This is a genomic window from Nocardioides sp. PD653-B2 (assembly GCF_002117935.1).
In the GTDB taxonomy this organism is placed as follows: domain Bacteria; phylum Actinomycetota; class Actinomycetes; order Propionibacteriales; family Nocardioidaceae; genus Nocardioides.
This window is the reverse complement of record NZ_BDJE01000017.1, coordinates 40,002-60,763: the sequence shown is the minus strand read 5'-3', so window position 1 is coordinate 60,763 and position 20,762 is coordinate 40,002. Positions and strand designations below refer to the sequence as shown.

The 20,762-nt window shown below is 72.5% G+C and carries 26 protein-coding genes and 1 pseudogene; 7 read left to right on the top strand and 20 right to left on the bottom strand.

All coding sequences use genetic code 11. From position 1 onward, the window contains the following. The first annotated feature begins 75 nt into the window (after window positions 1-75). Window positions 76-819 (top strand): sirohydrochlorin chelatase, encoded by a 744-nt coding sequence (locus PD653B2_RS08320; RefSeq protein WP_085871874.1) that lies wholly within the window; start codon window positions 76-78, stop codon window positions 817-819. Between the two features lie 3 nt (window positions 820-822). Here the strand turns inward: PD653B2_RS08320 and PD653B2_RS08315 are convergent, their stop codons facing one another. After that, window positions 823-1,215, bottom strand: coding sequence for a DUF3037 domain-containing protein (locus PD653B2_RS08315; protein WP_085871873.1), 393 nt, complete (start codon window positions 1,213-1,215; stop codon window positions 823-825). Continuing rightward, window positions 1,212-1,991: a HipA family kinase gene (locus PD653B2_RS08310; RefSeq protein WP_085872062.1), complete on the bottom strand. Its 780-nt coding sequence runs from the start codon at window positions 1,989-1,991 to the stop codon at window positions 1,212-1,214. Before PD653B2_RS08310 ends, PD653B2_RS08315 begins: the two co-directional genes overlap by 4 nt. Window positions 1,992-2,112: 121 nt before the next feature. Between PD653B2_RS08310 and PD653B2_RS08305 the strand changes: the two genes are divergently transcribed. After that, window positions 2,113-2,799, top strand: coding sequence for a hypothetical protein (locus tag PD653B2_RS08305; protein WP_133058984.1), 687 nt, complete (start codon window positions 2,113-2,115; stop codon window positions 2,797-2,799). A gap of 23 nt (window positions 2,800-2,822) precedes the next feature. On the opposite strand, the gene PD653B2_RS08300 is transcribed toward PD653B2_RS08305, so the two are convergent. From PD653B2_RS08300 to PD653B2_RS08255, 10 genes are all read right to left on the bottom strand, one after another. Continuing rightward, the gene (locus PD653B2_RS08300; RefSeq protein ID WP_085871871.1) at window positions 2,823-3,665 is read right to left on the bottom strand and encodes a polyphosphate kinase 2 family protein; all 843 of its coding nucleotides are present in this window, start codon (window positions 3,663-3,665) and stop codon (window positions 2,823-2,825) included. Beyond that, window positions 3,662-4,375, bottom strand: a complete 714-nt coding sequence (locus tag PD653B2_RS08295; RefSeq protein WP_085872061.1) for a GNAT family N-acetyltransferase — start codon at window positions 4,373-4,375, stop codon at window positions 3,662-3,664. Before PD653B2_RS08295 ends, PD653B2_RS08300 begins: the two co-directional genes overlap by 4 nt. Continuing rightward, entirely contained in the window at window positions 4,372-4,863 is a 492-nt protein-coding gene (locus PD653B2_RS08290; RefSeq protein ID WP_085871870.1) for a phosphoribosyltransferase, read from the bottom strand. Before PD653B2_RS08290 ends, PD653B2_RS08295 begins: the two co-directional genes overlap by 4 nt. A gap of 20 nt (window positions 4,864-4,883) precedes the next feature. After that, window positions 4,884-5,519, bottom strand: coding sequence for a regulatory protein RecX (locus PD653B2_RS08285; protein WP_085871869.1), 636 nt, complete (start codon window positions 5,517-5,519; stop codon window positions 4,884-4,886). Further along, window positions 5,503-6,555: a recombinase RecA gene (recA, locus tag PD653B2_RS08280; protein ID WP_085871868.1), complete on the bottom strand. Its 1,053-nt coding sequence runs from the start codon at window positions 6,553-6,555 to the stop codon at window positions 5,503-5,505. The genes PD653B2_RS08285 and recA overlap by 17 nt, the downstream gene beginning before the upstream one ends. A 150-nt stretch (window positions 6,556-6,705) precedes the next feature. Beyond that, complete coding sequence (locus PD653B2_RS08275) at window positions 6,706-7,137, bottom strand: hypothetical protein (RefSeq protein ID WP_085871867.1); 432 nt, start codon at window positions 7,135-7,137, stop codon at window positions 6,706-6,708. After that, a complete protein-coding gene (locus PD653B2_RS08270) occupies window positions 7,134-8,309 on the bottom strand; it encodes a molybdopterin-dependent oxidoreductase (protein WP_085871866.1) in 1,176 nt (391 codons plus the stop codon). The genes PD653B2_RS08275 and PD653B2_RS08270 overlap by 4 nt, the downstream gene beginning before the upstream one ends. Continuing rightward, window positions 8,282-8,926: a class I SAM-dependent methyltransferase gene (locus PD653B2_RS08265; RefSeq protein WP_085871865.1), complete on the bottom strand. Its 645-nt coding sequence runs from the start codon at window positions 8,924-8,926 to the stop codon at window positions 8,282-8,284. Before PD653B2_RS08265 ends, PD653B2_RS08270 begins: the two co-directional genes overlap by 28 nt. Beyond that, complete coding sequence (locus tag PD653B2_RS08260; RefSeq protein WP_242665198.1) at window positions 8,923-9,573, bottom strand: TIGR04282 family arsenosugar biosynthesis glycosyltransferase; 651 nt, start codon at window positions 9,571-9,573, stop codon at window positions 8,923-8,925. Before PD653B2_RS08260 ends, PD653B2_RS08265 begins: the two co-directional genes overlap by 4 nt. Continuing rightward, on the bottom strand, window positions 9,570-10,229 hold the full coding sequence (locus PD653B2_RS08255; RefSeq protein ID WP_085871864.1) for a glycosyltransferase family 2 protein: 660 nt from the start codon (window positions 10,227-10,229) through the stop codon (window positions 9,570-9,572). The genes PD653B2_RS08260 and PD653B2_RS08255 overlap by 4 nt, the downstream gene beginning before the upstream one ends. Window positions 10,230-10,268: 39 nt before the next feature. On the opposite strand from PD653B2_RS08255, the gene PD653B2_RS24835 reads away from it, so the two are divergent. Then, complete coding sequence (locus PD653B2_RS24835; RefSeq protein WP_089503913.1) at window positions 10,269-11,603, top strand: hypothetical protein; 1,335 nt, start codon at window positions 10,269-10,271, stop codon at window positions 11,601-11,603. Here the strand turns inward: PD653B2_RS24835 and PD653B2_RS08245 are convergent, their stop codons facing one another. The 8 genes from PD653B2_RS08245 to PD653B2_RS08210 form a co-directional block, all read right to left on the bottom strand. Further along, window positions 11,604-12,647 carry an NAD-dependent epimerase/dehydratase family protein gene (locus tag PD653B2_RS08245; RefSeq protein WP_085871862.1) on the bottom strand — a complete coding sequence of 348 codons (1,044 nt, stop codon included), beginning with the start codon at window positions 12,645-12,647 and terminating at the stop codon, window positions 11,604-11,606. Next, complete coding sequence (locus PD653B2_RS08240) at window positions 12,644-13,438, bottom strand: S-methyl-5'-thioadenosine phosphorylase (protein ID WP_085871861.1); 795 nt, start codon at window positions 13,436-13,438, stop codon at window positions 12,644-12,646. The genes PD653B2_RS08245 and PD653B2_RS08240 overlap by 4 nt, the downstream gene beginning before the upstream one ends. A 4-nt stretch (window positions 13,439-13,442) precedes the next feature. Continuing rightward, window positions 13,443-14,702, bottom strand: coding sequence for an MFS transporter (locus PD653B2_RS08235; RefSeq protein WP_242665197.1), 1,260 nt, complete (start codon window positions 14,700-14,702; stop codon window positions 13,443-13,445). Then, window positions 14,699-14,893, bottom strand: coding sequence for a DUF3046 domain-containing protein (locus PD653B2_RS08230; RefSeq protein ID WP_085872058.1), 195 nt, complete (start codon window positions 14,891-14,893; stop codon window positions 14,699-14,701). The genes PD653B2_RS08235 and PD653B2_RS08230 overlap by 4 nt, the downstream gene beginning before the upstream one ends. After that, window positions 14,890-16,050 (bottom strand): methyltransferase domain-containing protein, encoded by a 1,161-nt coding sequence (locus PD653B2_RS08225; RefSeq protein WP_085871860.1) that lies wholly within the window; start codon window positions 16,048-16,050, stop codon window positions 14,890-14,892. Before PD653B2_RS08225 ends, PD653B2_RS08230 begins: the two co-directional genes overlap by 4 nt. A 102-nt stretch (window positions 16,051-16,152) precedes the next feature. Beyond that, entirely contained in the window at window positions 16,153-16,965 is an 813-nt protein-coding gene (locus PD653B2_RS08220) for an ABC transporter permease (protein ID WP_085871859.1), read from the bottom strand. Window positions 16,966-16,968: 3 nt separating this feature from the next. Next, on the bottom strand, window positions 16,969-17,790 hold the full coding sequence (locus PD653B2_RS08215; RefSeq protein WP_207559380.1) for an ABC transporter permease: 822 nt from the start codon (window positions 17,788-17,790) through the stop codon (window positions 16,969-16,971). Then, window positions 17,790-18,716 carry an ABC transporter ATP-binding protein gene (locus PD653B2_RS08210; RefSeq protein ID WP_085872056.1) on the bottom strand — a complete coding sequence of 309 codons (927 nt, stop codon included), beginning with the start codon at window positions 18,714-18,716 and terminating at the stop codon, window positions 17,790-17,792. The genes PD653B2_RS08215 and PD653B2_RS08210 overlap by 1 nt, the downstream gene beginning before the upstream one ends. Before the next feature lie 79 nt (window positions 18,717-18,795). On the opposite strand from PD653B2_RS08210, the gene PD653B2_RS08205 reads away from it, so the two are divergent. From PD653B2_RS08205 to PD653B2_RS26015, 4 genes and pseudogenes are all read left to right on the top strand, one after another. After that, window positions 18,796-19,179, top strand: coding sequence for a RidA family protein (locus PD653B2_RS08205; protein WP_085871858.1), 384 nt, complete (start codon window positions 18,796-18,798; stop codon window positions 19,177-19,179). A 9-nt stretch (window positions 19,180-19,188) separates the two neighbouring features. Next, window positions 19,189-19,893 (top strand): FUSC family protein, encoded by a 705-nt coding sequence (locus PD653B2_RS08200; protein WP_085871857.1) that lies wholly within the window; start codon window positions 19,189-19,191, stop codon window positions 19,891-19,893. After that, window positions 19,890-20,327, top strand: coding sequence for a hypothetical protein (locus PD653B2_RS08195; protein ID WP_133058985.1), 438 nt, complete (start codon window positions 19,890-19,892; stop codon window positions 20,325-20,327). The genes PD653B2_RS08200 and PD653B2_RS08195 overlap by 4 nt, the downstream gene beginning before the upstream one ends. 63 nt (window positions 20,328-20,390) lie before the next feature. Beyond that, a pseudogene (locus tag PD653B2_RS26015) lies at window positions 20,391-20,720 on the top strand (methyltransferase family protein); the annotation flags it as partial. Window positions 20,721-20,762 lie beyond the last annotated feature (42 nt).

The following is a 20,762-nucleotide window of genomic DNA, read 5'->3' as shown; positions in this document are numbered from 1 at the left end:
TACCCACACCGGCAGCGCCGCCGGCACTCGTGCTCGATCGAACGCTGGAACGAACACAGAACGGAGGGCACGCTGATGGCTGCTCCCGCACTGGTGGCCCTGGCTCACGGCAGTCGTGACCCGAGGTCCGCCGCGACGATCAAGGCCCTGGTCGACGAGGTTCGCGCGATGCGCCCGGACCTGCGTGTCGAGCAGGCCTTCCTCGAGCTGTCGAAGCCGTCCTTCTCGACGGTGGTCGACAAGCTGGTCCGGGCCGGGTTCGACGAGATCGTCGTCGTCCCGCTGCTCCTGACCGAGGCCTACCACGCCAAGGTGGACGTCCCGAGCGCCGTCGCCGAGGCCTCCGCGAAGCACCGCGGTCTCCAGATCCGCGCCACGTCGATCCTCGGCCTGGAGGCGCAGTTCCTCGAGGTGCTCGACGTGCGGCTGCGCGAGGCGCTCAAGGCCTCCCGCGTCCGTGAGCTCGACGCCCTCGTGCTCGCCGCCGCCGGCTCGACCGACCCGCTCGCCAACCAGGCCGTCGCCCGGCTGGCCCGGGTGTGGGGCTCGCGGCACAAGCTGCCCGTCTCCGCCGCCTTCGCGTCGGCGTCTCCCCCGGCCACGGGCGAGGCCGTCCGCGCCTTCCGTCGCGAGGGTCGACGGCACATCGCGGTCGCGTCGCTCTTCCTCGCGCCCGGCTTCCTGCCCGACCGGGCGGCCGAGCTGGCGATGGAGGCAGGCGCGGTCGCCGTCTCCGAGCCGTTGGGCGCCCACCCCGAGCTGGCGCGCACCGTGCTCGCCCGCTACGCCGTGGGCGCGGTCGAGCTCGTCCCGGTCTGAGAGCTAACCGACCAGCTTCTCCACGAGGTGCTCCAGCTGGCGCACCGGGTCATGGGTGACGCCACCGTGCACCGGGCCCGGCTGGAGCACGGTGCTCTTGGGCGCCTTGAGGAAGCCGAACCGCTGGCCGATCGGCTTGGTGGCCGCCGCTCCCCCGCGCTCGTCGCCGGCGCAGACGCCGTCGACGAAGTCGAGCGCGTCGCAGACCTGGTCGAGGTCGAGCGCGGGGTAGAGCGCGGCGACCCGGTCGCGGTCGACCTGCCACGAGACCGCCAGGTAGTCGGTCGCCTGGCAGTAGATCACCACGCCGACGTTGAGGAACTCCTCGCGGTCGACCCGCGGCACGCAGCGCAGGACGACGTACTGGTACGACAGCCGCGGCCGGCCGGCGGTCATCGGCCCACGACCTGCGGGAGCCACTGCCGGGTGCCGAGCCGGGCGGTCAGGTAGGCGACGTAGGCGGCGCGCACGTCGTCGGGGGTCTCCGCGCCCGGCACCGGCTCGAGCCACGCGTCGGGCACCTCGCCCAGGACGTCGCCGAGGACCGCCTCGTCGAGGAGCGGCGCGATCTCGGCGTCGGCCGCGGCCAGCCGGTCGGCGGACGCGAGGAAGACGTGGTCGTCGGGGCTCCACGGCTGGGCGGCGAACCGCTCGGCGGCCCCGTCCTTCTGCAGGGAGCCGCCGGACCACGCGTGGTGGAAGTAGAGCGCGGCGCCGTGGTCGATCACCCAGAGGTCGCCGTGCCAGAACAGCAGGTTGGGGTTGCGCCAGGTGCGGTCGACGTTGGCGGTGAACGCGTCGAGCCACAGCACCTTCGCCGCCAAGCCCTCGCCCGTCGGGAGGTCGCCGTCGAAGCCGAACGACCCGGGCAGGAAGTCCACCCCCAGGTTGAGCCCCGGGCTCGCGTTGAGCAGGTCCTGGACCTCCTGGTCGGCCTCGTAGCGGGCGATCTCCGGATCCAGGTCGAGCGCGACCAGCCGCGGGGTGAGCAGCCCGATCCGGCGCGCGATCTCGCTCACGATCACCTCGGCGACCAACACCCGGATCCCTTGGCCCGCGCCGCGGAACTTGCACACGTAGGTGCCGAGGTCGTCGCCCTCGACGATGCCCGGCAGGCTGCCGCCCTCGCGCAGGGGCGTGACGTAGCGCGTCACGGAGACGGTGGGGATCACCGGCACACCCTAGCGAGGGTCCGGGCCCCGGCCCGACCGGTTTCGCCGACGCCCTCCCTGGGTATCGGACGGCAAGCATCCGGAACAAAACGGGTGCCCCATCTCTGGACAAGGACTCCCCATGCACATTCGTCGCCGTCTCACGGCGTTGCTCGCCACCACCCTCGTCGCCGGAGCGGTCAGCCTCGTCGGCGCCGCCGCTCCGGCCTCCGCCGCGACCGCCACCAGGATCGTCGGCGGGACCGACGGGAAGGGCTGGATCTACGCCGGCAGCTACCAGACCCAGCCCGGTGTCCCGGTCTACGGCGACTCGCTGTCGCTGTCCATCAACGTCGAGACGGACGCCGGCGAGCAGGTCTACGACGGCACGCTCACCGTCCAGCGCCAGCTGCCGGGCAAGGACTGGACGACGGTCAGGACCGCCACCTCGGCCTATCTCTACGACAGCATCAAGGCGGTCGGGAACGCCAACTACCGGGTGCTCTACAGCGGCAGCGGCGACTACTCCCCCACGTCCGCGGGCGTGGCCTCCAAGGTGCAGCGCAAGCTGACGGTCAAGAACACCGGCACGCGTCGGGTCGTCCTCACCGGCAAGGTGACGCCGAAGTACCACGGCAAGGCGATCGTCTTCAAGAAGCACGGCAAGAAGTGGAAGAAGTTCAAGGCCGTCCGCACGAACAAGAAGAGCCGCTTCAGCACGCCGCTGCCGGCTCCGCGCAAGGGCCGGTTCTACTGGAGGGTCGAGCTGCCGTCGAGCAAGACCTTCGCCACCACCCGCACCGGGACGTTCTACACGTACTCGTACTGACCGACAGCACGTCCACGAACGGGTCAGGCGACCGGGTCAGCCTCGGTCAGCCTGACCCGTTCGGCGTCCACGTCGAAGGTCGGGGGCGGCCAGTCGAGGTCCATCCCCTCCAGGGTCTCGGCCAGGAGCTCGCCGATCGCCAGGTTGCGGAACCACTTCCGGTCGCTGGGCACGACGTGCCACGGAGCGTGCTCGGTGTTGGTGCGCTCGAGCGCGATCTCGTAGGCACGCTGGTAGTCGCTCCAGTGCGCGCGCTCGTCGACGTCGGCCGGGTTGTACTTCCAGTACTTCGAGGGCTTCGCCAGCCGCGCGAGCAGCCGGCGCCGCTGCTCCGTCGCGGAGATGTGCAGCATGCACTTGACGACCGTCGTGCCCGCATCGGTGATCTCGCGCTCGAAGTCGTTGATCGCGCCGTAGCGCTGCTCGATCTCCTCGAGCGGTGCGAGCTCGTGAACCCGCCCGATCAGCACGTCCTCGTAGTGGGAGCGGTCGAAGACGCCGATGAAGCCCCTCTCCGGCAGCGCCCGGCGGATGCGCCAGAGGAAGTCGTGGGCGCGCTCCTCCTCGGTAGGCGCCTTGAACGACGTGATCCGGACGCCCTGCGGGTCGACCAGGCCGACCGTGTGGCGCAGGATGCCGCCCTTGCCCGAGGTGTCCATGCCCTGGAGCACGAGCAGCACCCGCAGCGGCGAGCCGCTGCGCCCCTGGGCGAACAGGCGCTCCTGCAGGGCGGAGAGCTCGTCGCCGAGCGCGAAGAGCGCCTGCTTCCCCTTCTGCTTGCCGAGGTCGCTCCCCGGCGTGCCGTCGGTGGCGTAGGCCGTCAGGTCGACCGGGCCGGGTGGGACCTGCAGTGCGTGGGCGCTCACTCGATGACCCTACGCACATCGAGCGTGCAGCCGACGACGGTGTCGACCGTGCCGTCCTCCTGCGGCTCGTCGAACCACAGCCCCTCGACGAAGCCCGCCTTCGCGAGCATCCGCAGCGAGGCGGCGTTGCGGTGGTCGGGGGCGGCGAAGTAGGTGGTCGCACCAGGGAACCGGTGCCGGGTGCGCACCATCCAGGCCCACAGCACCCGCGCCCCCAGCCCGCGCCCGCTCCACTCCTCGCTGAGCGCGTAGTCGACACCGATCGCGTCGGGGTCGGGGCCGAGCACCACGTAGTCGGGGTAGTCGCCGATCCGGTAGTCCTGCACGAAGCCGACCGAGCGGCCGTTGACCTCGGCGACCCACATGCGGGTCGGGCTCATCCCGTCGATGCGCGGGCCGTATCTCGCCTCGACCGCCTCCGCTGTCGGCTCACCCTCGGATGCCCACCAGCGCCGGACGTGCTCGCTCTGCCGCCAGCGGGTGACGTCGCGGAGGTCGCCGCGGGTCATCGCCCGCACGGTCACCCGGTTGTCGTGGTCGACCAGGAACTGCTTGACCTCCCCCGACAGGTCGACCGGCACCGGGTCGCCGTGCACGCTCGCCGCGGTACGCCGGGCCGCGGCGGCCCAGGACTCGCCGTCGTGCACGACCCCGGCGAGGTCGCGGCCCCGGTCGTGGACGACGACGTGGAGCCGGTCGTCGTCGCTCATGGCCCGGGCCGGGACCGCCGGACCAGCGGCGGGGTCGACGACCACGGGAAGTCGATCCAGGACTCGGTGCGGCGCCACACGTAGTCGGGTCGGATGACCGTCCACGGCTTCTCGTAGATCACGGCCATCCGAGCCTCGGCCACGTGGTCGGCGCAGAAGTCGCGGACGATCTCGAGTGTCTTGCCGGTGTCGGCCACGTCGTCGGCGATCAGCACCTTCAGTCCGGCCAGGTCGACGGCGTCGGGCGTGGGCGGCAGCATGATCGGGACGTCGAGCCGCTCGTCGACGCCGGTGTAGAACTCCACGTTGATCGCGGACAGGTTCTTGACGTCGAGCGCGTAGCCGAGACCCATCCCGAGGCCCAGGCCGCCACGCGCGATGGAGAGCACCAGGTCGGGCTCGTAGCCGCTGTCGACCACCTGGCGCGCCAGGTCCTGCACCGCGGTGCCGAACAGCTCGTACGTCAGGACCTCGCGCTCAGTCGTCACACGCGGATTGTGCCAGTCCCCTACGTCGCGTCGTCGGCCATCACATCGAGCCCACTCGCGGCCAGCTCGTCGCGGACGACCGCGAACGCGACGCCCGAGCCGTAGCCCTTGCGGGCCAGCATCCCCACCAGGCGGCGGGTGGCCGTGGTGGCGTCGACCCGGCTCAGCGAGCGCAGCTTCTTGCGCACCAGCGCCCGGGCCGCGGCCTCCTCGTCCGCCGGGTCGATCTCGTCGAGCGCGGCACGGGCCACCTCGTCGTCGATCCCCTTGCGGCGCAGCTCCTGGGCCAGAGCCCGGCGAGCCAGACCCTTGCCCGGCTGGCGACTGGCGATCCAGGCCTTCGCGAACGCCTCGTCGTCGACCAGCCCGACCTCCTCGAACCGGTCGAGGAGCCGGGTCGCGAGCTCGGGCGGCACGTTCTTCTTCGCGAGCTTGTCGCTCAGCTCCCGGCGGCTGCGCGCCTGACCGGTGAGCTGGTCGAGCAGGATCTTGCGCGCGACCGACTCGGGGTCCGCTTCGGGGACACGATCCTCGGGTGGCGGTGGAGGGTCGGCCGGGGCGGCGCGCTGGGTCCACGCGTCCACCCCGGCCGACACGTCACCGATCCAGTCGGGGGCGGGTCGGTCGTCGTCGAGACCCTCAGAAGCTGTCGACACCGACCGGCTCGGGCAGGTCGACGCCGGCTTCCTGGTCGACCTGCGCGCCGATACCGAGCTTCTCGAGGATCTTCTTCTCGAGCTCGTTGGCGAGGTCGGGGTTGTCCTTGAGGAAGTTGCGGGAGTTCTCCTTGCCCTGGCCGAGCTGGTCGCCCTCGTAGGTGTACCAGGCACCCGCCTTGCGGACGAGGCCCGCCTCGACGCCGACGTCGATCAGGCCGCCCTCGCGGCTGATCCCCTTGCCGTACATGATGTCGAACTCGGCCTGCTTGAACGGCGGGGCGACCTTGTTCTTGACGACCTTGACGCGGGTCCGGTTGCCGACCATGTCGGTGCCGTCCTTGAGCGTCTCGATGCGGCGCACGTCGAGCCGGACCGAGGCGTAGAACTTCAGCGCCTTGCCACCCGTGGTGGTCTCGGGCGAGCCGAACATGACGCCGATCTTCTCGCGCAGCTGGTTGATGAAGATCATCGTGGTGCCGGAGTTGTTGAGCGCACCGGTCATCTTGCGCAGCGCCTGGCTCATCAGCCGGGCCTGGAGGCCCACGTGGCTGTCGCCCATCTCGCCCTCGATCTCGGCCCGAGGCACCAGCGCCGCGACGGAGTCGATGACGATCAGGTCGAGCGCGCCCGAGCGGATCAGCATGTCGGCGATCTCGAGCGCCTGCTCACCGGAGTCGGGCTGCGAGACCAGCAGGGCGTCGGTGTCGACGCCGAGGGCCTTCGCGTAGTCGGGGTCGAGCGCGTGCTCGGCGTCGATGAACGCCACGACGCCGCCGGCCGCCTGGGCGTTGGCCACGGCGTGCAGGGCGACGGTCGTCTTGCCGGACGACTCCGGCCCGTAGATCTCCACGACCCGGCCACGCGGGAAGCCGCCGAGGCCGAGGGCGATGTCGAGGGCGATCGACCCGCTCGGGATGATCTGGAGCGGTGCCCGGACCTCGTCACCGAGCCGCATGACCGAGCCCTTGCCGAACTGCTTCTCGATGTTGGCGAGGGCGGCGTCCAGGGCCTTCTCGCGGTCTCCTCCAGCCATCAGCTGCTTCCTTTTCTGTCGGGGTGTGTCAGGCACATCGGCGACGCTAGAGCGAGCCACCGACAGCGCCTGATCAGCGCCGCCACCTCTGTGGAGAACCTCGCTCCGCGTCGTGCCTGTGGACCCAACCTAGCCCGAACACCTGTTCGATCAGCGCAATGACCTGCGGCGTGTCGCGCGCCGGGATCTCCACACGGAGGCCACGATCACGGCCGCCACGGTGAGCAGCGCCAGCACCAGCCAGCCGGCCGGGTAGTCCCGGTCGAGCAGCGTGGCATTGTCGGGCCGCTCGCCGAACCGGCCGAGCACCGGCACGGCGAGGAGGGTCACCGACCCGAGCACGACGAAGCCGACGGCCGCAGGCGCCCGGGAGGCTCGTGGGAGGAGGCGCAGGGCGATCGCGGCGAGCAGCAGGGTGGCGCCGGCGAGCACGCCGTCGTGCAGCACGACTCCGACGACCAGCCAGGTAGCGGCGCTGGTCAGCTGGTCCAAGTCCTGGCGGGTCAGCAGGAACCACGCACCGAACAGGCCGACGACCACGCCGACCGCCCCGATGCCCGCCCTCGTCAGCTGAGCCCTCATGCCGACACCTCCAGCCGGGTGACCCACTTGGTCTGGAGGACGCCGGGCCGGTTGGGCGCGATGAGCCGGGCCGGGTAGCCGTGGTCGAGGGCGAGCGGCTCGCCCTCCAGGGCCAGGGCCAGCAGGGTGCGGTCGTCGTCGGCGAAGTTCCCCTGCAGGATCGTCTCCCGGTAGGGGCCGGACTCCTGCAGCGAGACCACCAGCACGTCGCTGCCCGACGGCACACCGACCAGGTCGAGGAGGTCGCGCACCCGGACGCCGGACCACGTCCCGCTCGCGCTCCACCCCTCGACGCACGCGATCGGCAAGGTCTCGGTCCGCTGCTCCATCGCGAGCAGCTCGTCGCGGCTGAAGGACCGCTCCTCCTCGCCGTACGCGACGCTGAACCGGTAGTCACCGCTCAGGGCCGCCGGGGCGACCTTCGCGGCGGCGGCCGACTTGTTGATCGGGATGCCGGCCGGGCCGTCCCCGGAGCGGACGCCGAAGACCGACACCTTCCGCAGGATCGGCACCGTGCTGCCGGCGGTCGCCAGCACCGCGACCCCGGCGGCCACCCAGGTCGTGCGGAGCAGGCCGCGGCGGGAGAGGACGCCGGGCCGGGTCGCGGTGGGCCGGTCGTACGTCGTGTCCTCGACGTCGGAGCTCAGCGCGCCGCGGATGATCGGCAGCTTGACCGCGATGTGCACGAGCAGCGCGCCGATGGTGATCCAGGCGACCGCGTAGTGGGTGGCGCGGAACGAGAACGCCCACGGGTACCACTGCGACGAGTTCGCGAGGCCCGAGGCGAGCAGGAACACGGCACCGGCCACCAGGACGGCGATCGACCCGCGCTCGAGGCCGGTGAGCAGCAGCCGGCGGGCGCCCTTCGGGGGGCGGACGAACAGCCGCGGGTAGACGGTCCAGAGCTTCACCAGCAACAGCGGGACCGACGCCGTGCCGGTGATGATGTGGAGCCCCTGGGTGACCCGGTAGCCCCACGACGGGCTGGTCGGGAACGGGATCGGCTGGGAGTGGTTCTGCGCGTAGTGGCTGATCAGCCCCGTGGCGAAGCAGATCGTGAAGCAGATGCCGAGCCACATCCCGACGCGGGCCGTGACCGCCGCGCTGCGCAACCGGGACGGGAAGTCCGCCTCGGTGGGGACCTTCACGGTCCGGCGAGCACGGCGCACCATCGCCCGCTCCGCTCCCGGAGGTCGCTCACGGTCATGCCGGCCTTGTCGGCGATCTCGTGGATCACGTCGGCTCCCACCGTGGACCAGCGGAAGGGACGACTCCTGGTCTGGTCACACTCCAGGGTGGCCCACACGGTGTGCAGTCCGGTGCCCGGCGCGCCGACCTCGACGACCACGCGGCCCCGCGGGTGGAGCAGCTCGCGCACCCGCCGCAGCAGTCCGACCGGGTCGCCGCTGATGCCGATGTTGCCGTCGGCGAGGAGCGCGGTCTCCCAGCGGCCCTCACCCGGCAGGGTGTCGTAGACGTCGCGGACGATGGCGGAGGCGCCGCGGTCACGGGTCTGCCGGACGGCCTCGTGGACGACGTCGATGCCGAGCACCGGGTGCCCGAGCTCGACGAGGCGGGCGCTGAGCCGGCCCGGCCCGCAGCCGATGTCGACGGTCGCGCCGACGCACTCGTCGAGGAGCAGGTGGTCGGACTCGTCGGCCTCCCGCGTCCAGCTGTCCATGGGGAGCGGCTGGGGCAGGTCGGCGATGCCGACGACCGAGCAGGGGTGGCCCCGGAGAGCTCGGGAGAAGACGGTGGAGAACGAGTCGAGGCGCAGCTCGGCGGTCATCGCGCACCCCAGGCCCGGGCGAAGTGGCTGCCGGGCACGGCGGCCGCGACCGCGTGGGCGTCCGCGACCGTGTCGACGTCGCGCAGCGTCCGCGCCGCCCCCACGTCGAGGCCCTCGCCGACGAGCGCGCGCCGGGTGTCGTCGTACGTCGTGGGCGTCGACATGGGTACGTCGTGCAGCGACCGGGCGGCGGTGGGGCGGCGGAGCGCGAGCACCCACCAGCCCCCGTCCTCGGCGGGGCCCAGCACGGCGTCGTGCTCGTCGGTCGCCGCGGCGACCTCGGTCAGCAGGGCCGGGGTGAGCTGCGGGGTGTCCATGCCGACCTGGACGACCGGTCCCCCGGGCGGGACGTCGAGGTGGGCGTTGGCGAGGCGCTCGGCGAAGGTGCTCCCCCGCTGGCGGGCGACCGACCAGCCCTCGGCGGCGCGGGCCAGCTCGTCGCCGCGCACGGAGTCGGCGAAGTCGCCGGACAGCGAGAGCAGGCAGGCGTCGGGGCCGAAGCCTGCACGGCAGGCGGCCATCGTGTCGAGGAGTGCGGCGGCCGCGAGGTCGGCGGCGGCGGCCATGCCGATCTCGGCGCCCAGCCGGGTCTTCACCCGACCGGCGACCGGCGCCTTGGCCACGACGAGCACGCGTGCCCCGGTCACGAGAGGACGCGCCAGAAGTCCCGGGCGGTGCGCAGCGTGCCGCGGACGGACCCCGAGACCTTGGAGCGGGTCCCGACCGCGCGAGGGCGGTAGGACACGTCTCGCTCGGCCAGCCGCCAGCCGGCGTGCGTCGCCTTCTGAAGAAGTTCCACGGGGTATCCGAACCTCCGGTCGAGTACGTCGAGAGCTAGGAGTTCGTCGCGACGGCTGATCCGGATGGGGGCGATGTCGTGGGCGTTCATGCCGATCCGGCGGCGCAGCCACCACACGATCAGGCTGTTGCCGAGGCGGGCGTGCCAGGGCCAGACCCCGCGCGAGACCGGCCGGCGCCGGCCGACGGCCAGGTCCGCTCGCCCGGAGCTCACGTCCTCGAGCATCGGCAGCAGCTCGGCGGGGTCGAAGGAGTCGTCGCCGTCCATGAAGGCGACGTAGTCACGCGTCGCGGCGAGCAGGCCCGCGTGCACGGCCGCGCCGTACCCCGGGGTCGACTCGCCGACCACCGTGGCGCCCAACCTGCGGGCCACCTCGGCGGTGTCGTCGGACGACCCGTTGTCGACCACGATGACCGCGAACTCCGCCGGGACGGCCGGGAGCAGTGCCGCGAGGGCCGGGGCCTCGTCGCGACACGGAAGGATGAGATCGCAAAGAGGCTCCATGACGGCTATTCGGAACAGTGCCCCTCTAAGGTCGGTTGCATGCCGACCAGCGTTCGTCCGCCCTGGATCGGTCTAGTTCTCTGCGTGGCACTGGTGGCCGCCGCGCTCGCGGTGCCGCCGATGTTCGGCTGGGAGGTGTGGGCGCGCGCGCCGCGCAGCCTGGCGGCCGGCGAGCTGCCGCCGCTGCACGGCTACTGGGAGCCGAAGCTCCTCGGCGCCGGCACGCTGCCCGCGCTCGTGATCGCCGTGCTCGGCTGGCGCTACGCCGTCGACGTCGCCGAGCGGCTCTCGTGGCAGCGCCTGCTCCTGGTGTCGTACGTCGTCGGGCTGGCCTGGCTGCTGGCGCTGGCCTTCGTCGACGGGACGTCCGGGATCTCGCGGGTGCTCGGTGACGACTACGAGTACCTGCGCTCGGCGCGCGCCGTCACGGACGTGCACCAGCTGCTGACGACGTACGTCGACCGGATCCCCTACTCGGCGCCCGACAACTGGCCGACCCATCCCGCCGGCCACCCGCCGGGGGCGCTGCTGTTCTTCGTGGGCCTGGTGAAGGTCGGGCTGGGCGGCGACCTCGCCGCCGGGCTGGTCGTCACGGTCATCGCCGCGACCACCGCCCTCGCGGTCCTGGTGACCCTGCGCGCGCTCGGTGCCGAGGTGATGGCTCGCCGGGCCGCGCCGTTCCTCGTCCTCACCCCGGCCGCGGTCTTCATGGCGGTGTCGGCGGACGCCGTGTTCGCGGCAGTGGCGGCGTGGGGGCTGGCGTGCCTGGCGCTCGGCGCCACGTCCCCTGCGCGGGGCCGATCGGTCGCGTGGTCGACGCTCGCCGGGCTGCTGCTCGGCTACGGCGTGCTGATGTCGTACGGCCTGCCCCTCGTGGGGCTGATCGCGGTCGCGGTCCTGGTGCTCGCCCGGTCCTGGCTGCCGCTGCCGGTCGCGGCGGCCACCGCGCTGGTGGTGGTGCTGGCCTTGGCCGCGGGCGGGTTCTCGTGGTGGGAGGCCTACCCGGTGCTCAACGACCGCTACTGGGACGGCATCGCCGCCGACCGGCCCGCGTCGTACTGGCTCTGGGGCAACCTGGCCGCGCTCGTCGTCTGCGCCGGGCCTCTCCTGGGCGCCGGCCTCGCCCAGGTGGTGGCGCTGCGCCGGAAGGCCGACCGGGTGGTGCTGCTGCTCGTGTCGGCCGCGGCCGCCGCGATCGTGGTCGCCGACCTGTCCCGGATGAGCAAGGCCGAGGTCGAGCGGATCTGGCTGCCGTTCGTGCCGTGGCTGCTGCTGTCGGCCGCGCTGCTGCCCGAGCGCTGGCGGCGGACCGGGGTGCTGGTGCAGGTCGTGAGTGCGCTGCTCGTGCAGCAGCTGCTCTACACGAGCTGGTGATCACGCCCGCAGCGGCGCCGTCGCGAACTCCCGGAGCCCGTCGGCGGGGCGGATCGAGGCGCTGAAGCCGAGCTCGGCCCGCGCCCGCTCGGGCGAGGCCACGATGTGCCGCACGTCGCCGAGGCGGTAGCCGCCGGTGACCTCGGGCGCGACGCCCGATGTGGTGCCCGCGCCGACCATCTCGGCCACCTGCAGGATCGGGATCGGCTCGCCGGACGCGACGTTGTAGGCGTCGTACCTCCCCGCGTCCGAGGCGACCACGGACTCCAGCGCGGCGACGTTGCAGCGGGCGACGTCGGCGACGTGGACGAAGTCGCGCATCTGCCCGCCGTCCTCGTAGACCTGCGGCGCCTCGCCCCGCTCCAGCGACGAGCGGAACATCGCCGCGACGCCGGAGTACGGCGTGTCGCGCGGCATGCCGGGCCCGTAGACGTTGTGGTACCTCAGCGCCACCGCCGACGAGTCGGCCTGACGGACCCAGGCGGAGGTGTAGTGCTCCTGGGCGACCTTGCTGGCGGCGTACGACGAGCGCGGGTCGAGGCGCGCGGTCTCGTCGACGAGCGCCCAGCCCAGCACGAGGCCGCAGACCGGGCAGTGGTTGTCGAAGTCGCCTCCGTCGAGGGCAGCGCGGGTGCGCGGCGGCGGGGACTGGTCGCCGTGCTCGGGGCAGGTGTAGCGGCCCTCGCCGTAGACCACCATCGACGACGCGAGCACCAGCCGGCGCACCCCCGCGTCGTGCATCGCGGCGAGTAGCACAGCGGTGCCGAGGTCGTTGTGGCCGGCGTAGGCGGGCAGGTCGCCGACCTTCACGCCCGCGCCGACGACCGCCGCCTGGTGGCAGACCGCGTCGACGCCGTCGAGCAGGTCGCCCCAGCCGTCCGCGTCGCGGACGTCGAGCCGGTGGGTGCCCGCCGGCGCATCCGAAGACCCGTGCGCCATCGGCAGCATCAGGTCGACGCGGACCACCTCGTGGCCGTCGCCCTCGAGCGCCGCGCCGATCGCCGTACCGATGAAGCCGGCGGAGCCGGTGAGCAGGACCTTCACGCGCCGGGCACCTCGTAGGTCAGGTCGATGCCGTCGGCCCAGGTGGAGCAGGAGCAGCCGTCGGGGTCGGGGATGGTCTCGATGGTGCGCGTCAGGATCCCGGTCAGCCGCTCGAGGTTGGCCTTGAAGAGCGCGAACACTTCTTCCTGGCCGACGCCCGCGCCGGTCTCGGCGCCGGCGTCCATGTCGGTGACGAGCGCGATCGCCGCGTAGCACTGCCGCATCTCCCGAGCCAGCGCCGCCTCGGGGTGGCCGGTCATGTTGATCAGCGACCAGCCCTCGCCGGCATAGCTGCGCGACTCCGCGCGGGTCGAGAAGCGCGGACCCTCGATGATCACCATCGCTCCCCCGGACTTGATCACCGGGTCGGCCGCGGCGACCGTCGCGGACAGCCGGTCGCAGTAGGGGTCGCCGAACGGCAGGTGCACGGCGCCGGTCTCGACGTACGACGGGATCCGGCGGTAGGTGCGGTCGACGAGCTGGTCGGGCACCACGATGTCACCGGGCGCGACCTCGGGCCGCAGGCCGCCGACCGCGCAGGGGGCGAGCACCTGGCGCACGCCGAGGGAGCGCAGCGCCCAGAGGTTGGCGCGGTACGGGATCGCGTGCGGCGGGAACTCGTGGTGCGGGCCGTGCCGCGGGAGGAACGCGACCGAGCGGCCCGCGACGGTGCCGACCGCGACCGGCGCCGACGGCGCGCCGTACGGCGTCTCGACGGTGTGCTCCACCGGGTCGTCGAGGAACGAGTAGAAACCGGTCCCCCCGATCACGGCGATGTCTGCGATGCTCATGCGGTCAGCCTGCCAGTCGCGTGGTGGCCCGCGCGCCGAGGCCGGCGATCGCGACGAGCACGACCAGGCCGACGGCGCAGACCGCGAGCTCGGTGTAGCCCCACGCATCGACCACGACGCCAGCCAGTCCCCCGGCCGAGGCAGCGGTCAGGCCCATCACGAGATCGGCCGCGCCCTGGACGTCGGTGCGCGCCTCGATCGGCGCGTGCTGGGCGATCAGCGTCGAGGCCGCGACGGTGGCGAAGGACCAGCCCAGGCCGAGCAGGAAGAGCCCGGCGAAGATCTGCCACGAGCTGCCCTCGGGTGCGAACGCGCAGAGCACCATCGCGGCGAGCAGCAGCGCGGCCCCCTCGACGAGCACGGCGGGCCGGCCGGTGCGGTCGGCGAGGAGACCGACCAGCGGGGAGAACGCGAACATCCCGAGGACGTGCAGGCTGATGACCAGGCCGATCACGCGCAGCTCGGCGTGACCGTGCTCCATGTGCAGCGGCGTCATGATCATGATGCCGACCATCGCGGCGTGGGCGCAGGCCATGGCGAGGACGGCGAAGGCGAGGACCGGCCGCTCCCGGCTGACCACCACCGCGCGCGACCAGGCCGTGCCCCGCGGCGGCTCGGCCGCGACGCCGGCCGCCTCCTGGGCGAGCAGCAGGGGGTCGGGCCGCAGCCCGACCGTGACGATGAGCGCCGCGAGCACCATGCCCAGGCTGCCGAGCGCGAAGGGGCCGGTCAGCTCCGGGATGCCGAGCCCGTTGGCGAGGGCGCCGGCCGGACCGGTGAGGTTGGGGCCGGCCACGGCGCCGATCGTGGTGGCCCAGACGACGGTCGACAGCGCACGGCCCTTGTGCTCGTCCGGAGCGAGGTCGGTGGCGGCGTAACGAGCGCTGTTGTTGGCCGCGCTGGTCGTCCCGAGCAGCAGCGCACCGACCAGCAGCAGGACCATCGAGTCGAGGACACCGGCGAGGACCGCGAGCACCGCGCCGGACGCACCGAGCAGGTAGCCGGTGGTCAGCCCGACCCGGCGGCCGCGACGGGCCATCAGCCGGGCGAGGAGGTAGGCGGCGACGGCGGTGCCGAGGACCTGGAAGGTCTGGGCCAGCCCGGCCTGGCTCTCCGACCCCGAGATGTCACGGGCCAGCAGCGACGCGGTCGCGATGCCGATGGTGATGCCGATCGCGCCCACGGCCTGGGACAGGACGAGGGTGCGGACCGTGTGGCGCTGGACCGCGACCAGGTCGGACAGCACCAGCCCGCCGGTCGTCACCGCTCGCTGGCCGGGAGCTCGAGGGCGCTCCACACCGCGCGCCAGACCTCCTTGGGCGGCACGCCCGCGGCCAGCGCCTGCGACGCCGTCCGGCCGCCGAGCTCGCCGATGACGAACAGGTCCGCCCACGAGCGGGAGTAGGCCGGGCCGAGTGCGTGGTCCATCCGCGCCCAGAACTCGGTGTGTCTCATGCGTGCCTCGTCGACCGCGTCGCCCACACGTCCAGCCACGGCTGGCCGGTCTCGGCGCCGTCGTCGTGGCGCACCTGGTCGATCTCCCAGCCGGACGCCTCGAGGGCGGCGCGCAGCGGATCCTCACGCCAGAACGTGACGTGCCGGGCGCCGGCCACGTGGCCGTGCGTCGACCAGGCCTCGCCGTCGCCCTCCTTGACCGTGAAGCGCAGCAGCCCGCCGGCGGTGGTGGCGTCGGCCAGGCGCCGGAGCACGGCCGGCAGGTCGGCGCGCGCCACGTGCAGCAGCGACGCGTTGGCCCAGACCGCGTCGTACGGCGTGCCCGGGCGCCGCGGGTCGTCGAGGTCGTCGGTCAGCGGGTCGAGCAGGTCGGCGTCGTGACCCTCGTCGCGCATCAGCTCGACGAAGCCGGGGGTGATGTCGGTGCGCCGGACACTCAGCCCGGCGTCCTCCAGCGCGCGGGCGTCGCGGCCCGGACCGCTGCCGATCTCGAGCACCCGTGCGCCGGCCGGGAGCGCGGCGACGAAGTCGTCGAGGGCCGCGCGGACGAGGGCCGGCATCGCGGCCGTGCCGTCGCGGTAGGCAGCAGCCGAGGCGTCGTACGCCTCGACCGTCGCGCGCGCCACCGCGCCGCGGACGTCGTAGAGGTGGTGGACCAGGTCGTGGAGGTGGTAGCGACCGATGCTCTCGACGGTGAACTCGCTGCCGTTGCTGCGGTGGCCGCGCCGGCTCCAGGCTCCTGGCGGCACCGAGTCGTAGCGCTCGGCGACCGCGGCCGCAGCGTCCATCAGCTCGACGGAGACGACGGCCGGGTCCTGCTCGCCGTACCGCTCGAGCACCGCGGTCTCGTCCTGGTCCCAGTTGGGGAAACGCGGCTCGTCCTGGTCGAGCATCAGGCCGACGCGGAGGTCGAAGATGCGGTGGACGTCGCGGACGTGGCAGGCGTACTCGAGCACCGACCAGGTGCCGGGCTCCGGGCGGACGGCGACGTCGGGCGCCTCCAGCACCGCCTCCCAGCTGGTCGCGTTGTCGCGGATGACCTCACCGATGCGGTCGACCGTCACCCGGTCGGCCTCGAAGCCGCACTCGGGGCACGGCTGGTCCAGCACCCACGTCCAGTCCTTGGTGTCCGGCGCGATGGCGCTCTCGCTGGTCATGGCCACATCCTCCCAGCCCGACTGCGCCGCCGGCGCGCGAGTTCCCGCCACCCTCCGAGAAGATGGCGCCATGACCTCGCCGGCAGCCGTGCGAGCTGCGGCTCAGGTGAGCAGGAGCTTGTCGAGCCGTCGCCGCACGACCAGCAGGCCGACGAGCCCCATCGCAACCAGGTAGACCACGGAGACGGCGCTCCCCCAGGACAGCGCCCCGGTGGTCAGCTCGCGGCAGAGCACCACCCCGCGGTAGAGCGGGGTGAGCTCGACGACCCAGCGCAGCACCACCGGGAAGGCGGTGACCGGGAAGAACGTCGCCGAGAAGAGGAACATCGGCAGCGTCGCCAGCGTGATGTACTCGAAGTCCTGCCAGGACCGCATGAACGTCGTCAGCGCCATGCAGACGCCGCCGAAGGCGAGCCCGATCAGCAGCGCCGCCGGGACGACGAGCAGCGCCCACCACGAGCCGACCAGTCCCATCGCGAGCATCACGACCAGGAAGCCGGCGGAGTAGAGGCCGCCGCGCAGCAGCGACCAGGTCAACTCGCCGCGGGCGATGTCCATCGTCGTCAGCGGCGTGGCCAGCATCTGGTCGAAGAGCTTGTTGTACTTCAGCTTGAAGAAGAAGTTGAACGTCGCGTCCATGATCGTGCCGTTCATCGCCGATGCGGCCAGCATGCCGGGCGCGACGAAGTCGGCGTACGGGATGGTCTCGCCGTTGAACTCGAACCCGGTCACCAGCTGGCCGACGCCGACGCCGATCGAGAACAGGTAGAGGACGGGCTCGAGGAAGCCGCTGACGAAGATGTACCAGGCCCGGCGGTAGGCGAGGAAGTTGCGGTAGAGCAGCAGGCCGGCGGCGTCGCCGGGCGAGAGCGGCGAGCGGGCGGAGCGGCCGACCGAGGTCGTGAGGATCGACATGGCCTAGCTCACCATCCGCTTCGTCAGCCGGCGCACGGCCCAGAACCAGCCGAGCAGCGCGAGGCCGCCGAGGTAGGCGACGTGGACGGCGACCATCGACCAGTCGACCTGGCCGAGGGTGAACATCCGGGTCAGGTCGACGCCGTGCCACAGCGGGGTCGCCTTGGCGAGCACCTCCATCCACCGGTCGAGGTTGGCGACGGGGAAGAAGGCGCCTGAGAAGAGGAACAGCGGGATCAGCCCCAGCCGGTAGACGAGCGCGAAGGGGCTCTCGTTCTTGAGCCCTGCCGAGAGCGCGTAGACCGGGGTCGCGAACGCCAGCCCGACCAGCAGCTGGACGAGGAACGCGACGAGCGCGCCGCCCACGGAGGCGAAGACCCCGAACGGCGCCATCACGACCACGAACACCGCGCACGAGAGCGCGACCCGGAACAGCACGAAGCCGAGGTGGGCCACGATCACGTCGGGGATGCCCAGCGAGGTCGCGGTCATCCCGAAGTAGGTGCGGTGCCACTTGACCATGCCCATGACCGGGTAGGTGACCTCGCCGAAGACGATCGTCATCGCCTGGGCGGCCAGCAGGCCGGGAGCGACGAAGTCGAGGTACGACGTGGCGCCCTCGAGCTCGCTGGGGTCGCCCTGGATGAAGCCCCCGAGCAGCACCCCCATCGCGAGCACGTAGAGCAGCGGGCTCACGAAGGACGTGATGACGCTGCCCTTCCAGGTGCGCCGGTAGAGGATCGCCCAGTAGTCGAACATCCGGGCGGCGCCCGCGATCGGGTTGGAGGGAGCGGTGCTCCGGACGTCGTCGGTGCGGTCGGGCATCAGTCGACCAGGGTCCGGCCGGTGAGGCGGAGGAAGACGTCCTCGAGCGTCGAGCGCCGTACGAGTGTGGCGACCGGCTCGAGACCGCGCTCGTGCACCTGGGCGATCGTCTCCTCTCCGTCGGCGGTGTAGAGGAGCAGCCGGTCGGGCAGCACCTCGACGCGCTCGGCGAGGTCCGCGACCTTGCCGGCGATCGCCTCGTGGCTGTTGCCGATCTCGGCGACGCCGAACCGCAGCTCGGCGACCTCGCGCGTGGAGTGCTCGGCGATCAGGCTCAACGGCGAGCCCTCGGCGACGATCAGGCCCTTGTCCATGACCACGAGCCGGTCGGTCAGCTGCTCGGCCTCGTCCATGTAGTGGGTGGTGAGCACCAGCGTCACCCCCTGCTGCTTGAGCCGGAACAGTCGGTCCCACACGACGTGGCGGGCCTGCGGGTCGAGCCCGGTGGTCGGCTCGTCGAGCAGCAGCACCTCGGGCCGGTTGACCAGGCTGCGGGCGATCGTGAGCCGGCGCTTCATGCCGCCGGACAGGTCCTCGACCATCGCCGACGCCTTCTCGGTGAGCTGGACGAACTCGAGCAGCTCGTCGACCCGCTGGCGGACCTCCTTGCGGGGCAGGCCGAAGTAGCGGCCGTAGACGTAGAGGTTGTCGCGCACGGTCAGCTCGGTGTCGAGGGTGTCCTCCTGGGGGCACACGCCGATCCGCGCGCGGATCTCGGGGCCGTCGGTCGCCGGGTCGAGGCCGAGGATCCGCAGCACGCCCGCGCTGACCGGCGAGACGGCGGCGATCATCCGCATGGTGGAGGACTTGCCGGCGCCGTTGGGGCCGAGGAAGCCGAACGCCTCGCCGCGGCGTACGTCGACGTCGATGCCCTTCACGGCCTCGAAGTCGCCGAACGACTTGCGCAGCCCCTGGGCGAGGATCATCGAGTCGGTGTCAGCCACGCTGCCCGACCCTAGACCGGCATGCCGACAGGTTCACCCCCATTCCTCCTAGGGTGTCGCCATGACGCGCACCTCCGCCCGCTCCGGTTCCCCCTTCGAGGCCTCGATCGGCTTCAGCCGCGCCGTCCGCGTGGGCTCGACGATCGCGGTGAGCGGGACGGCGCCGGTGTGGCCGGACGGCTCGGTCGACCCGGATCCCGCCGTCCAGGCCCGCCGCTGCTGGGAGATCTGCCTGACCGCGCTGGCGGAGCTGGGGGGTTCGGTGTCGGACGTGGTCCGCACGCGGCAGTACGTCGTCTCCGCCGCCGACGGCGACGCCATCGGGGCCGTGCACGGCGAGTTCTTCCGCGCGGTGCAGCCGGCGTCGACGATGGTCGTGGTGGCGGGGCTGCTCGACCCGCGGTGGAAGGTCGAGGTCGAGTTGGACGCCGTGCTCGATGGGTAACGTCACGAGATGACCATCCTCGCGACCGTCGACTGGCGCGGTCGCAGCCGAGACCCCGTGTTCTGGAACGGCGTCACCCAGCTCCTCAAGACCGGGCTCGCGGCCGTCCTCGCCTGGGTGCTGGCCACCGAGGTCTTCTCGCTGTCGCAGTCGTTCCTCGCACCCTGGGCCGCGCTGCTCGTCGTCCACGCGACCGTCTACCGGACGTTCTCCCGCGGGCTGCGCCAGGTCACCGCCGCGGTCGTCGGCGTCGTGCTCGCCTGGGGCGTCGGCAACGTGCTCGGCCTCGACACGCTGTCGGTCGCGGTGGTGCTCGTCCTCGGCCTCGCGGTGGGCGCGCTGCCGTGGTTCACCGACGAGGCGACCGCGGCCGCGGCGACCGCGCTGGTCGTGCTGACCACCGGCTTCGCGGGCGACGACTCGGCGCTGCTGGACCGCCTCGGCGACACCGCCATCGGCATCGGGGTGGGCCTGCTGGTCAACGCGGTCGTCTGGCCGCCGCTGCGTCGTCGTACGGCGATCGCCGCGATGAACCGCCTCGACGACCGGATCGGCGCGCTGCTCGTCGACATGAGCGACGGGCTGATCGCCCAGCGCACCGACGCCGAGGTCGACGACTGGGTCGACCGCACCCGGTCGCTCGACGGTCGCTCGACGCCGCCCTCGACGACGCCTGGGCGCTGGTGTGCCAGGCCCAGGAGAGCGGCCGGATGAACTCGCGCCGCTCGGCGCGCGAGCTGCGCGACCCCGACCGCTGGCGCGACCTGCTCCGCCGCCTCGAGCAGGCGGTCGCCGACACGCGCAGCATGGCGCGCACCCTCGGCTACCACTCGGCGAGCCAGGACCAGTGGGACCCCGGCTTCCGCGACCGGTGGCCGCGCCTGCTCGGGGACGCCGGCCGGGCCGTCGCCGCCGACCCCCGAGCCATCCGGTCAGCCCGGGAGCGCCTCACCACCCTGGTGGTCGATGTCGGCGACCTCGACCCGAAGCCGGGCCTGTGGCCGGTGTACGGCGCGCTGACGATCAACCTCCGCAACATCCTCGACGCCATGGACGAGGTCGCCGCGGCCAACCCGCTGGACCAGCCGCCGCTCCCCATGGCCCGGATGCGCGAGCGGGGACGATCGGCGCGACGACGACAGGGGTAGGCCCAGCCGGCGCGAGCGACCTGAACCGCACCGCAGACGAGGACCACCCGCGACACTGACGAGATGGTGCCGGACCCCGAGGACACCGTCGCGTTCCGGCTCTGGCCGCCGGTCGCGATCGGCACGCCCCTGCTCGTCGGTTGGCTGGTCACCCTGCAGTGGGGAGACCCGGTCGACCTCGGCGGGTGGCGGATGCCGCTCGGCTGGGCGTTGGTGCTGGTGTTCGCCGGGTGGAACGGCTGGTCGCTGTGGCTGTTCGGACGGCACGGGACGGGGCTGCTTCCCGGGCAGGCGACGCAGACGATCATCGAGGAGGGGCCGTACCGGCTCTCCCGCAACCCGCTGTACGTCGGCCTGCTCGCGCTCTACCTCGGGCTGGCGCTGCTCGCACCCACGCTCTGGGGCCGCGGTGCTGCTCGTCCTCTGGGGGGCCAT